The 13,133-nt window shown below is 61.4% G+C and carries 9 protein-coding genes; 6 read left to right on the top strand and 3 right to left on the bottom strand.

Going from position 1 to position 13,133, the window contains the following annotated elements; genetic code table 11:
* Positions 1-137: 137 nt before the first annotated feature.
* Both dtd and pip read right to left on the bottom strand, forming a co-directional pair.
* A complete protein-coding gene (gene dtd, locus AC07VF_RS10290; RefSeq protein ID WP_495008592.1) occupies positions 138-575 on the bottom strand; it encodes a D-aminoacyl-tRNA deacylase in 438 nt (145 codons plus the stop codon).
* Positions 576-1,547, bottom strand: coding sequence for a prolyl aminopeptidase (gene pip / locus AC07VF_RS10285; protein WP_495008593.1), 972 nt, complete (start codon positions 1,545-1,547; stop codon positions 576-578).
* 379 nt (positions 1,548-1,926) lie between these two features.
* Between pip and AC07VF_RS10280 the strand changes: the two genes are divergently transcribed.
* The 6 genes from AC07VF_RS10280 (at position 1,927) to AC07VF_RS10255 (ending at position 11,603) form a co-directional block, all read left to right on the top strand.
* Positions 1,927-4,410, top strand: a complete 2,484-nt coding sequence (locus tag AC07VF_RS10280) for a glycogen/starch/alpha-glucan phosphorylase (RefSeq protein WP_192171236.1) — start codon at positions 1,927-1,929, stop codon at positions 4,408-4,410.
* A gap of 375 nt (positions 4,411-4,785) precedes the next feature.
* Positions 4,786-7,656, top strand: a complete 2,871-nt coding sequence (locus AC07VF_RS10275; protein WP_495008594.1) for a DUF2339 domain-containing protein — start codon at positions 4,786-4,788, stop codon at positions 7,654-7,656.
* Between the two features lie 50 nt (positions 7,657-7,706).
* Entirely contained in the window at positions 7,707-9,053 is a 1,347-nt protein-coding gene (locus tag AC07VF_RS10270; RefSeq protein ID WP_495008618.1) for a DUF3999 domain-containing protein, read from the top strand.
* Positions 9,054-9,420: 367 nt separating this feature from the next.
* Positions 9,421-10,431: a class 1 fructose-bisphosphatase gene (locus AC07VF_RS10265; RefSeq protein WP_065986681.1), complete on the top strand. Its 1,011-nt coding sequence runs from the start codon at positions 9,421-9,423 to the stop codon at positions 10,429-10,431.
* A 333-nt stretch (positions 10,432-10,764) separates the two neighbouring features.
* Positions 10,765-11,019 carry an outer membrane protein assembly factor BamE domain-containing protein gene (bamE, locus tag AC07VF_RS10260; protein WP_495008595.1) on the top strand — a complete coding sequence of 85 codons (255 nt, stop codon included), beginning with the start codon at positions 10,765-10,767 and terminating at the stop codon, positions 11,017-11,019.
* A gap of 86 nt (positions 11,020-11,105) precedes the next feature.
* Complete coding sequence (locus tag AC07VF_RS10255; protein WP_244655860.1) at positions 11,106-11,603, top strand: lipocalin family protein; 498 nt, start codon at positions 11,106-11,108, stop codon at positions 11,601-11,603.
* Positions 11,604-11,730: 127 nt separating this feature from the next.
* Here AC07VF_RS10255 and AC07VF_RS10250 read toward each other — a convergent pair whose 3' ends face one another.
* Complete coding sequence (locus AC07VF_RS10250) at positions 11,731-13,095, bottom strand: formimidoylglutamate deiminase (protein WP_495008596.1); 1,365 nt, start codon at positions 13,093-13,095, stop codon at positions 11,731-11,733.
* Between the last annotated feature and the right edge of the window lie 38 nt (positions 13,096-13,133).

Below are 13,133 nucleotides of genomic sequence, written 5' to 3'. Positions count from 1 at the left end.
TACCGATTTGACGGGCCCTGGCCCGTCCTTGTAGCGCGCGATTATCCAGTAGCTCGCGTTACAACGCATCAGGTGACGCAAACTATTTATTGCGGTTAAAGCGCGTAAATCCGGGGTCATCTAACAGACCTGGCCATTTAGGTCTCAAGCAAAAATGTCACAGGGCCATCGTTGACCAGATGCACCTGCATATCTGCACCAAACTGGCCCGTTTCCACGGTCGGGTGAGACGTTCTGGCCTTCGTCACCAGGTAGCCAAACAGCTCGGCACCGAGTGCCGGAGGCGCGGCTTTTGAGAAGCTCGGCCGCATCCCGCTTTTGGTATCCGCCGCCAGTGTGAACTGAGAGACCAGCAACAACCCGCCATTAACGTCGGTTAACGAAAGATTCATCTTTGCGTCGGCGTCACTGAATACCCGGTAGTTAAGCAGCTTGTGCAACATCTTGTCGGCGCTGGCCGGCGTGTCTTGAGGCTCGATGCCAATCAGGACCATTAATCCTTGATCAATCGCGCCAATGGTTTCGCCGGCGACGTCGACGCGCGCTTGGGAAACGCGCTGCAGCAACGCTTTCATTTATGCCTCTTCCGGCGGCAGATCCAGCAAACGGCGCGCCACTTCTGATGCTGCGCGCACGAGCGCGTCGGTGATACCCGGCTCGGACGCCGAGTGCCCGGCGTCGCGGATGACCTGCAGCTCACTGTTCGGCCACGCCTGATGCAGTTCCCAGGCATTGTCCAGCGTGCAGATCATGTCGTAGCGGCCATGGACGATGATGCCCGGCAAATGGGCGATCTTCGGCATGTCGCGAATCAACTGGTTTTCTTCAAGGAACGCGCCATTAGTGAAGTAGTGGCATTCGATGCGCGCGATGGACAGGGCGCGATGAGGCTCAGTGAAGCGATCGACCACCTGCGGGTTCGGACGCAACGTGGCGGTGCGGCCTTCCCACGTCGACCATGCCTTGGCGGCGTGCATCTGCGCAATCTGGTCACTGCCGGTGAGGCGCTTGTGGAATGCGCCGAGCACGTCGTGGCGCTCGTCCGGCGGAATCGGCGCCATGTAATCCTGCCAGTAGTCAGGGAACAGCCGGCTTGCGCCCTCTTGATAGAACCACTTGATGTCCTGGGGACGGCTCAGAAAGATGCCGCGCAAAATCAGTGCATGAACCCGATCCGGGTGCTTCTGTGCGTAGGCCAGGGAAAGCGTCGAACCCCACGAGCCACCGAACACCACCCATTTGTCGACGCCAAGGTGAGTGCGAATGCGTTCGAGGTCGTCGACCAGATGCCAGGTGGTGTTGTTTTCCAGGCTGGCGTGAGGAATGGACCGGCCGCAACCGCGCTGATCGAAAGTAATGATGCGGTAGAGGTTCGGATCAAAGTAGCGGCGGCTCTGTGCGTCGCATCCCGAACCCGGCCCGCCGTGGATGAAGATGACGGGCAAGCCGTCTGGCGAGCCGCTTTCATCGACATACAGCACATGCGGCTCTTCCACCGCCAGATCGTGCCGGGCGTAAGGTTTGATCTGCGGGTACAAAGTCTGCATAGGTGCTCCAAAAGTCCGGTTCAGGGGCTGCGGTGTATCTGCCGTGGGGCATCATAAACCCGAATCGGCGAATGAACATGTCTGCCTCATTCTGGCCAACTGTGATCCCTGTTTCACGCGGCATAAGCCCACTGAAAGCAGGCATGAGCAAGATCAACGCCAGAGTGGAACGATCAATGCAAGCCGTCTCCAGATCAGGGGGAAAGCGCCAGATATTCGCCGCCGGTGTGCATTGACGGCGAACCGAGGTAGCTTGTTCGAGTCGAACCGAGGGTCGTGCAACCGCGTATTTTTCATCCGATCGGGAGGAAATAACCAATGACACGCCCTACAGTCAACCCACCCATTTAATCGTCAAACCAACTTGAGGTCGTACCCGATGTCTCCGGAACCCAACGTTCGTGACGCTGAAGTGGCAGCCTTCCGAGAAGCTGTGCTGAACAAACTCGAGTATGCCGTCGGTAAAGACCCCGACCATGCCTTCGACCATGACTGGTTCATGGCAATCGCCCTGGCGACGCGCGACAAAATGGCCGAGCGCTGGATGAACCACACGCGCTACGTCTACCGGCAGGAAAAAAAGCGCGTCTATTACCTATCCCTCGAGTTCTTGATCGGCCGTCTGATGTTCGACAGCCTGAGCAACCTGGGCATTCTCGAAACCGCGCGCGAAGCGTTGAAGGGCCTGAACGTCGACCTTGAGCAAATCCGCTCGCTGGAGCCTGATGCTGCACTCGGCAACGGCGGCCTCGGTCGTCTGGCGGCGTGCTTCATGGAAAGCATGTCGACCCTCGGCATTGCGGGTCATGGCTACGGCATTCGTTACGAGCACGGCCTGTTCCGTCAGGCCATCGTCGATGGCTGGCAGCAGGAGCAGACCGAGAACTGGCTGGACTTCGGTAACCCGTGGGAATTCGAACGCCCTGAAGTGATTTACCAGATCGGCTTCGGCGGCAGCGTCCAGCCCCTGCTTGATGCAGCCGGCGCACCTGTTCTGGATGCCTCGGGCGAAACCCGTCAGGTCTGGACCGCAGGTGAAACCGTCCGCGCGATCGCGTACGACACCCCGGTTGTGGGCTGGCGCGGCAAAGCGGTGAACACGCTGCGCCTGTGGCGTGCGCGCGCCGTGGAAGACCTGCACCTGGAACGCTTCAACGCCGGTGACCACGTCGGTGCGGTGGCGGAAGTGGTGCGGGCAGAAAGTATTTCCCGTGTGCTGTATCCAAACGACAGCACCGAAGCGGGCCAGGAACTGCGCCTGCGTCAGGAGTTCTTCTTCGTTTCGGCGTCGCTGCAGGATTTGCTGCGCCGTCACAAGAACATGGGCTACAGCATCAGCAGCCTGCCGGAACACGTGGCCATCCAGATGAACGACACGCACCCGTCGATCGCTGTGGCAGAGCTGATGCGCGTTCTGATCGACCTGCACGACGTGGAGTGGGACGAGGCCTGGCGCATCACCGTGGGCACCCTGGCGTACACCAACCACACGCTGCTGCCTGAAGCGCTGGAAACCTGGTCGGTCGGCCTGATGGAGCGCATGTTGCCGCGCCACATGCAGATCATTTACATGATCAACGCTCAGCACATCGACAAGGTTCGCCAGGACTTCAAAGACGACCCCGCACTGTTCGACCTGCTGCGCGCCGTGTCGCTGATCGAAGAAGACAACGGCCGTCGCGTGCGCATGGGTAACCTGGCATTCCTCGGTTCGCACAGCGTGAACGGTGTGTCTGCGCTGCACACGCAGCTGATGCGCAAAACCGTTTTCGCCCATCTGCACAAGCTGCACCCGGATCGCATCAACAATAAAACCAACGGCATCACCTTCCGCCGCTGGCTGTTCCAGTCCAACCCGCAACTGACGTCCATGCTGGTCAACGAGCTGGGCGAGCAGGTGCTCGACAACCACGAGACCGCACTGCTGAAACTGGAGCCGCTGGCCGACGACGCACGTTTCCAGAAGGAGTTCGCTGCTCAGCGCCTGCAAAGCAAACAAGCCCTGGCCTCGATCATTCAGGAACGCATGGGCATCTCGGTTAACCCCGAGGCGATGTTTGACGTGCAGGTCAAACGCATCCACGAGTACAAGCGTCAGTTGCTGAACCTGTTCCACACTGTGGCGCTGTATCAGGCCATGCGCGCCGACCCGAGCACCGACTGGGTGCCGCGGGTGAAGATCTTCGGCGGCAAGGCGGCGGCCAGTTATCACTCGGCCAAGCTGATCATCAAGCTGACCAACGACATCGCGCGTACGGTCAACAATGACCCGACGCTGCGCGGCCGTTTGAAAGTGGTGTTCATGCCCAACTACAACGTCAGCCTGGCGGAAAGCATCATTCCGGCGGCGGATTTGTCGGAGCAGATTTCCACGGCAGGTCTGGAAGCTTCCGGCACCAGCAACATGAAGTTCGGCCTCAACGGTGCGCTTACCATCGGCACTCTCGACGGCGCCAACGTGGAGATGAGCGAGCAGGTCGGCCTGGAGCACATGTTCATCTTCGGCATGACCGCGCAGGAAGTCGAAGCGCGCAAGCATGCCGGTGAGTTCAACGCCCATCAGGACATCGCGGCGTCCGGGCGTCTGAATGACGTGCTGCAAGCGATTCGGGGCGGGGTGTTCTCGCCGGATGATCCGTATCGCTATGCCGGGCTGATCGATCAGTTGATCAACTACGACCGCTTCTTCGTCTGCGCGGACTTCGAGTCGTACTGGCACGCGCAGGCCAAGGTGGAAGCGCGCTGGCACGATTCGAAAGAATGGTGGCGCTCGGCGGTGCTCAACACCGCGCGCATGGGTTGGTTCTCTTCGGACCGGACCATCCGCGAGTACGCGACCGAAATCTGGAACGCGCTGGATTAAGGACGCGTGGGGTGATCGCCTCAGCGGAGACGATCACCTTCATGTGATCGCTCGCTCTCGCAGCAAGTACAAATCCTGTGGGAGCGAGCTTGCTCGCGAATAGGTATTTCAGCCGCTGGTGATTTAGCGGATGTACCGCCCTCTTCGTGAGCAAGCTCACTCCCACAATTCCAGCAGCGAGGCCAAGATCCTGACCTCACCTCGATCCTGCGAGCTTGCTCGCGAAGACTTACCTTCACTCACCAAAAAACGCCGCCCCCCTTCACCGCCCTCTTAAACCCAGATCTCCTCCCCGACACAAAATGTTTCCCCTTTCCTGAGGCCCGATATACTTTTCGCCATCGCCGTTAATCGGCCGAAAAGGGATGTCGTCGCGTGCAATGGATTCTTCTGCTGGCCGGTCTGGTAATCGGAGCGCTTCTTGATGAGTCGCTGTTGGGCGGCGCTGTCGGCGCGGTCATTGGCCTGGCCGCGGGCTTGAGCTTCCGGCTTGGTGCATTGACGCGGGAGACCGCTGCGCAAAAAGCCGAGCTCGCCAAAACCCGGCTGGACCTCAACGCCGTTCAACAACGCCTTAGCCAGCTGGACTCAGCCGCCGCGCAATTGCCGGATGCGCCCGCGCCTGCGCCGTTGAATGTTCAGCCCATCGCAGACGACGGCCCGGAACTGCTGTGGGACCTCCCGGATCTTGAACCGGCCGCCTCGGACGCTGGCGACTCAGAATGGAGCAGGCCTGCGCACGCGCCATCACCTATAGCCTCGAGCTACCCGCCCGCCTCCCTGCCCGCTTCAACCCAGCCCGCTCCTCCCCAGCACAGCCTCTTCGACAGCGCCTTACTGCGCGCGAAAACTTGGCTGCTGGGTGGCAACACCGTGCTGCGGGTCGGCGTGGTGCTGCTGTTTCTTGGCCTGGCGTTTCTGCTGCGCTACGCCACCGAAGGCATGGTCGTCCCGATCGAAGCCCGTTATGCCGGCGTGGCGTTGGCAGCCCTGGCGCTATTGGGTCTGGGTTGGTGGCTGCGTCACCGCAATGAGTCCTTCGCGCTGATGCTCCAGGGGACGGGCGTCGCGGTGCTGTACCTGACCGTATTCGCCGCCATGAAAGTCCACACCCTGCTGGCGCCGGGGATGGCGTTCAGCCTGTTGGTTGCAGTCACCGTGTTTTCGGCCATTCTCGCCGTCACGCAAAACTCCCTGGCCCTCGCCTGCGTCGCCGCGCTGGGCGGGTTTGCCGCGCCGCTGCTGACGTCCTCCGGCGAGGGGAGTCATGTCGCGTTGTTCAGTTATTTCGCCCTGCTCAACGCCGGCATTTTCGCCATCGCGTGGTTCAAGGCATGGCGCCCGCTGAACCTGATCGGCTTCATCGGCACGTTCGGCATTGGCTTCGCCTGGGGCATGGACGCGTACACGCCCGAGCTGTTCTGGAGCACCGAACCCTTCCTGATTCTGTTCTTCCTGATGTACCTGGCCATCGGCCTGCTGTTCGCCCGGCGCAAGCTGCAAGAGCATGCCGCCGGGCCCGACGACGACAGCCGCGAAGCCACCCTGCGCTGGTCCGCGCGCCAGACCCACTACGTCGATGGCAGCCTATTGTTCGGCACGCCCATCGTGGGGTTCGGCCTGCAATACGCGCTCGTCAAACATCTGGAATTCGGCGCTGCGTTGAGCGCACTGGCGCTTGGCTTGCTGTACATGGGCATCGCCCGGTTACTGGCCGGGCGCGCACCGGGTCGGGCATTGCTGTTGGTCGAAACGTGCCTGTCACTGGGCGTGGTGTTTGGCACGCTGGCGATTCCGCTGGGCCTGAGCGCGCAATGGACCACGGTCGCCTGGGCGGTCGAAGGCGCGGCGGTGTTCTGGCTCGGCATGCGCCAGAACCGCCTGATGGCGCGGGGTTTTGGCTTGCTGCTGCAACTGGGCGCGGGGATCGCGTTCCTTGGCGTGGTCGGCCGCTGGTTTGTGCCGAACTTCAACCACGGCGATTTCTGGACACCGCTGATCATCGCGCTTGCCGGCCTGGTCAGCACCTTCACGGTCGAGCGCGTAGGCACCTTGCGTTTGTCGTTGAGCAATCGTTTCCTGCAGCCGTTGCTGTTGATCTGGGGCGCGCTGTGGTGGTCCGCGGCAGTGGGCGTCAGCACCCATTACGTGCCGGGAGAGACCGAGTTCTCGACGCTCTTGCTGTTGGGCGCTTTCAGTGTCGGGCTGTGGACAATGGCGGCCCTGCGTCTGAACTGGGCGGGAATCGCGCAGCTGTCCACGCTGCTGACGCCCATGAGTGCTGTGTTGCTTGCACTGATGAGTTTCAATTCCTACTACAACCCTGCCGCCGACTGGGGCTGGCTGGGCTGGCTCGCGGTGTTTGCGGTTCATCTGTGGTCGCTGAATCGGCTCGACAAACTGCTGCTCCCGCGCTTGCGCAGTGCAGCCCATGTGATCGGCTGCTGGCTGATCATCGCCGTGCTCTCGCTGCAACTTCGTTACGGATTGCTGGTGTTGTCGGAGTCGTATAACGCCTGGCGCTGGCTGGGCTGGGCGTTGCTGCCGAGCCTGTACTTGCTGGCGATGACCGCATCCCGCACGTGGCCCTGGCCTGTCGGGGCGTACCCGCGCGAATACCGCGTCTGGGCCGCCGCGCCGCTGGCGGCATTGATGCTCGGCTGGTTCTGGCTGGCGAACGGATTCAGCGAAGGCGCTGCCGATCCCCTGCCCTATCTGCCGCTGCTGAACCCGCTGGAGCTGGGCTTGCTGATCACACTGACCGGTATCTTCAGCTGGACCCGCCAGCAACTGCCGCAGTTGGGCGTCAGTGAGGGCCATGCTCAAAAAGCGGCGCTGGTCATTGCCGGCGCATCGCTATTTGCGTTGATCACAGCCATGGTCCTTCGCACGGCCCATCACTGGCTGGGCGTGGCCTGGTATCTGGATGCGCTGTTTGAATCCATGCGGGTGCAGGCCGGGCTTTCCATCGTCTGGACGCTGACCGCGCTGGCGCTGATGATCGGCGGCCACCTGCGCGCCCGCCGCGACCTGTGGATCGTCGGCGCCGCGCTGATCGGGGTTGTCGTCGCCAAATTGTTCTTCGTCGAGCTGAGCAATCGCGGCGGACTGGAGCGAATCATTTCCTTCATCGGCGTTGGCGTTCTGTTGCTGGTAGTGGGATATTTCGCCCCCCTGCCGCCCCGGCATCCGGCCCGAAGTGAGGGTTTAACCGATGCGGGTATTGCGGACCGGGCATCGAAATGAAGGGTGTAAGGAGTGTTCAGTTGAGTCGTCAGTTCTTCATCAAGGCTGCCCTGCTTGTCCCGTTGCTGGGCTCGCTGCTGTGCGCGGCGTCGCTCAGTCAGGCGGAGGATCTGCCGGATGGTTTCACCACCCATGCGCCCCTGACCGTCAGCGGCGAAGGGCCTTGGTATCGGCTGGAATTGCCCCTCGGCGTGCAGTTGAACGCGCGCCAGAGCAATCTCAACGATGTGCGCGTTTTCAATGCGGACGGCCAGGCCCAGCCCTACGCGATCACTCAAAGCCCGCCTCAGCGTGCCGCCGACGCCAGCCCGGTCTCGGTGAAATGGTTCCCGCTGTACAACAGCGATGGCGCGAAAGACGCCGAGCCGAAAATCCGCGTCGAGCGCACGCCCAACGGCACGCTGGTGGAGGTTCAGCCCCAGGGCGAGATTGAGGCGGGCGAAGAAATTCTGCGCGGCTGGTTGCTCGACACCAGTTCGATCAACGCGCCGCTGGATCAACTGATTCTGGACTGGAGCAGCGAGCGCGACGGTTTTCAGCGGTTCAGCATCGAGGCCAGCGACGACCTCCAGCATTGGCAGCGCTGGGGCGATGGTCAGGTGGCGAGGCTGTCATTTGCCGAGGAACTGGTTGAGCAGCGCGTCGTCAATCTGCCGGGGCGCAGCGCCCGCTATCTGCGTTTGCTGTGGAAATCGCCGCTTTCCGCGCCCACGCTGAACGCCGTGCAACTGATCAGCACGCAACCCGGTGTGCTGCCGTTGAGCTGGTCACCGGCCATCAATGGACGCGTCGAAAAACCTGGCGTGTATGTGTGGCAATTGCCAGTGGCCCTGCCGCTGGAACGGATGCGGATCGACATCGCGCAACCCAACAGCCTCGCGCCCGCCACGCTGTATGGGCGTCGCGATAGCAATGCGCCGTGGCAGTTGATCGACAATGGCCTGCTTTATCGGCTCAGCCAGAACGGTCAGGACGTTGTGCAGGATGAAATGGAGCTGCCGGGCAATGTCGTGCAGCAGCTGAAACTTGAGGTGGATGACCGTGGCGGCGGCCTGGGCAATGACGCGCCTACGCTGAGTTTTGCCGTGCGCGCCACGCAACTGGTGTTTCTCGGCCGCGGCGCGCCGCCTTACAGCCTGGCCGTCGGCAATGCCACGGTGAAAAGCGCGGCGCTGCCACTGGCGACGCTGATTCCCGGTGTCAGCCCCGAGAAACTGGCGGCGCTGGGCAGTGCGTCCATGGCCTCCACACCGGTCGCGCCGGTTGCTGCGGCTGCACCCGTGGAGGCCAGTGGTCCCGACCTGAAACGCATCGGTTTGTGGGCCGTGCTGATACTCGGCGTGGTTTTTCTGGCCTGGATGGCGCTTGGCACACTGCGCGGGTCTCGTAGCAAGTAACGCGCAAAATAACGCGCCAACCGAGGCGCCAAATTATAAGTGTCGGGGTGATGACGCTGAATCGATCCGGCATCGAAAAAATTGCAGACGATGGCCGCCAATTCGTCACCCCGATCGCGTTACGCTTAACGTACACCCGATGCAACCGGGTGCGACGATCCCTTGTGGGACCGGCTTCAGCCGGGAAGGCGTCGGTCGTCACGCTGCAAGATTTGCGGTGTTCACACTGGCCTCTTCCCGGCTAAAGCCGGTCGCACTTGGATGTAGCCCGTGAACTGAATCACTACCTAACCGGTCTGACAGGCAGTATTAAATCTCCGCTCACGCTAGACTGTGCGCGTTTTTATCCCCCATTTCGGAGCTCTCCATGTCCCGCGTTACCTTGAGTCGTTATCTGATCGAGCAGACCCGCACCAACAACACCCCTGCCGATCTGCGCTTTCTGATTGAAGTGGTGGCGCGTGCGTGCAAGGAGATCAGCCACGCGGTATCCAAAGGCGCCCTGGGCGGCGTGCTCGGCAGCATGGGCACTGAAAACGTGCAGGGTGAAGTGCAGAAGAAACTGGACGTGATGTCCAACGAGATTCTGCTCGAAGCCAACGAATGGGGCGGTCACCTGGCCGGCATGGCGTCCGAAGAAATGGACAACGCCTACCAGATCCCCGGCAAATACCCGAAAGGCGCCTACCTGCTGGTGTTCGACCCACTGGACGGCTCGTCCAACATCGACATCAACGCGCCGGTGGGCACGATCTTCTCGGTGCTGCGTTGCCCGAACGAGTACCTGAGCCAGAACGAAGCGCTGAACGAGAAGGCATTTCTGCAGCCAGGCACCCAGCAAGTCGCCGCCGGTTACGCCATCTACGGCCCGCAGACCATGCTGGTGCTGACCCTGGGTGACGGCGTCAAAGGCTTCACGCTGGACCGCGAGATGGGCAGCTTTGTCCTCAGCCACGAAGACATCAAGATCCCGGAGTCCACTCAGGAGTTCGCGGTCAACATGTCCAATCAGCGTCACTGGGAAGCCCCGGTCAAGCGCTACGTCGAAGAGCTGCTGGCGGGCGAAGACGGTCCGTTGAAGAAGAACTACAACATGCGCTGGGTCGCTGCGATGGTGGGCGACGTCCACCGCATCCTGACCCGTGGCGGTCTGTTCATGTACCCGCGCGATTCCCGCGAGCCTTCCAAGCCAGGCAAGCTGCGCCTGATGTACGAAGCCAACCCGATGTCGTTCCTGGTGGAACAAGCCGGTGGCGCGTCGACCGATGGTCATCAGCGCATCCTCGACATCCAGCCCGAAGGCCTGCACCAGCGCGTCGCGGTGTTCCTGGGTTCGAAAGAAGAAGTGGAACGCGCAACGGCGTATCACAAGGAGTAACGTCCTGGATGGCCGCCTCTGGCGGCCATTTCTTTTCTGCAGGACCCGGTTATGTGGAAGTGACTTGGGTGGCGCTTGACTGTTTTCGCAGGCGGGCAAGAACATCCGCTGAATTTTATGCGGCTGAAATTCCGTCTTCGTGAGCAAGCTCACTCCCACAGGGTTTACTTTTGCTGCACAACCGCGCGCTGTCGGGCCGAGCGGGAAAATCTCTTCCTCGGAACCAGTCCTCCCCTTTTCTCTTCTAAACTTACGGCATCACGTTGGCGCTGTGCGGCTATCGCCGGGCGCTGCGTCGCTGACTCCCCCCCCTCGATTCAGGAGCTTCATCTCATGTCTTTGCGCACTCTCGCGGTGTTGTCGTTCTGCGTATTGCTGGCGGCCTGCAGCAAGGTCACTCAGGAAAATTACTCGAAAATCTCGGCCGGCATGCCCAAGGCCCAAGTCGAGCAATTGCTCGGCAGTCCGACCGAATGCTCCGGCGCGTTGGGAATGTCCAGTTGCACGTGGGGCGATGCGAAGACTTTAATCAGCGTCCAATACGCTGCCGACAAGGTCGTGCTGTTCTCGGCGCAGGGGCTTGAATGAATATTCGTCAGGGATTGAAAATCGGCGCCGTGGCGCTGGCAGCATTGTGGATCAGCGCCTGTGCGGTTAAGCCAGAAACCGAATCCATGGCGCCGAAGACGGTTGATCATGTTGATCTCAAGCGTTATCAGGGCACGTGGTACGAAGTGGCGCGGCTGCCGATGTTCTTCCAGCGCAACTGCGCGCAGTCCGAAGCGCATTACACGCTGAAGGACGATGGCAACATCGCTGTCACCAACCGCTGCCGCACGATCGAGGGCAAGTGGGAGCAAGCAACCGGAACGGCTTCACCGCAGGTTCAGGGCAAGACCGACAAGCTGTGGGTCGTGTTCGACAACTGGTTCTCGAACCTCTTCCCGGGCGTGGCGAAGGGCGATTACTGGGTGCTGTACGTGAGCCCCGACTACAAGGTGGCGCTGGTGGGCAGCCCGAACCGCAAGTTCCTCTGGCTGCTGTCGCGCACGCCTCAAGTGCCGGATGCAGTGCGCAACGACCTGCTGATGAGAGCGCAGCAACAGGGCTACGACACCACCAAGCTGATCTGGCGGGTGGCGGATTCGAAAGTGGGCAAGGCAAAGGACTGACCTGTTCGGTCATTCGTGAGCAAGCTCACTCTCATGAAACTTGACAGCGCCGCAGTTCTACCTGTGGACACAAAAACTGTGGGAGCGAGCTTGCTCGCGAAGCGGGCCTTTGCCTCTGCACACATGTTCAGCCCAGCAATTCCCTCAGCACCTGAGCGAACGCACGGCTGCTCTGCCCTTCATCGGCATGGTGGCCGTCGCGGATCACCCAGCGGCCATTGACCATCACATCCTTGATCTGACGATCACTCCCGGCGAACAGCCAGCGATTGAGAATGGCATCGCCAGACGCCGTTGCCAGATAAGGGTCGTTACCGTCCAGCACCAGCCAGTCGGCCCGTTTGCCCACTTCCAGCGCACCTACCGGTTGGCCCATCGCTTGGGCACCGCCCACCAGCGCCGCGTCGTATAGCGTGCGCCCGACCATCGGCTGATCAGGCCGGTACAGGCGGTTACGGCGCTGATCGCGCAGACGCTGACCGTATTCGAGCCAGCGCAACTCTTCGACCACGCTCAGCGACACATGGCTATCAGAGCCGATACCCCAGCGCCCGCCCTGAGCGATGTAATCCACCGCCGGGAAAATCCCGTCGCCCAGGTTCGCTTCGGTGGTCAGGCACAATCCCGCGATCGCACGACTTTTCGCCATCAACGCCACTTCGTCAGGCTCGGCATGGGTCGCATGAACCAGGCACCAGCGCGCGTCGACATCGACGTTTTCATACAGCCACTGCAATGGCCGGCGACCGCTCCAGTCCAGGCAATCGTCGACTTCCTTTTGCTGCTCGGCGATATGAATGTGGATCGGGCAATGGGTGTCGCTGGCGGCCGTCACGTCACTGATTTGCTGCGGGGTCACGGCACGCAACGAGTGAAAGCACAGCCCCAGCGCCTGGGCGGGTTGCGCGGCGATGACGGGCTTAAGACGTGCTTGCAGGTCCAGGTAGCTGTCGGTGCTGTTGATGAATCGGCGCTGGCCTTCGTTCGGGTTCAGCCCGCCGAAACCGGAGTGGCTGTAGAGCACCGGCAACAGGGTCATGCCGATGCCGACCGAACTCGCCGCCTGGCTGACCTGCAGCGCCAGCTCGGCGGGGTCGGCGTAGGGCTTGCCGGTGGTGTCCTGATGGACGTAGTGAAACTCCGCAACCGAAGTAAAACCGCCCTTGAGCATTTCGATGTACAGCTGCCGCGCGATGACGCCGAGCTGCTGCGGACTGATCTGCCCGACGACGCGATACATCAGGTCACGCCAGGTCCAGAAACTGTCATTGGGATTGCCGGCCACTTCCGCGAGGCCCGCCATGGCACGCTGAAAGGCGTGGGAGTGCAGATTGGGCATGCCCGGCACGACCGGCCCGTTGAGCAGCTCGGCGCCAGCGCGTTCGGCATCGGCTTGAACTTGGCTCAGCAGGCCATTGGCGCTGACCTCGAAACGAACGTTATTGGCCCAGCCGGTGGGCAATAGCGCGCGTTCGGCAAAGAAAACGGACATGACTCGGCACCCCTTGCGTGAAATTGTCTATACATATA

This window comes from Pseudomonas sp. GW821-FHT02H06, assembly GCF_059421525.1.
Note: the sequence above shows the minus strand (reverse complement) of the source record. Positions and strands in the feature narration are given on the sequence as shown.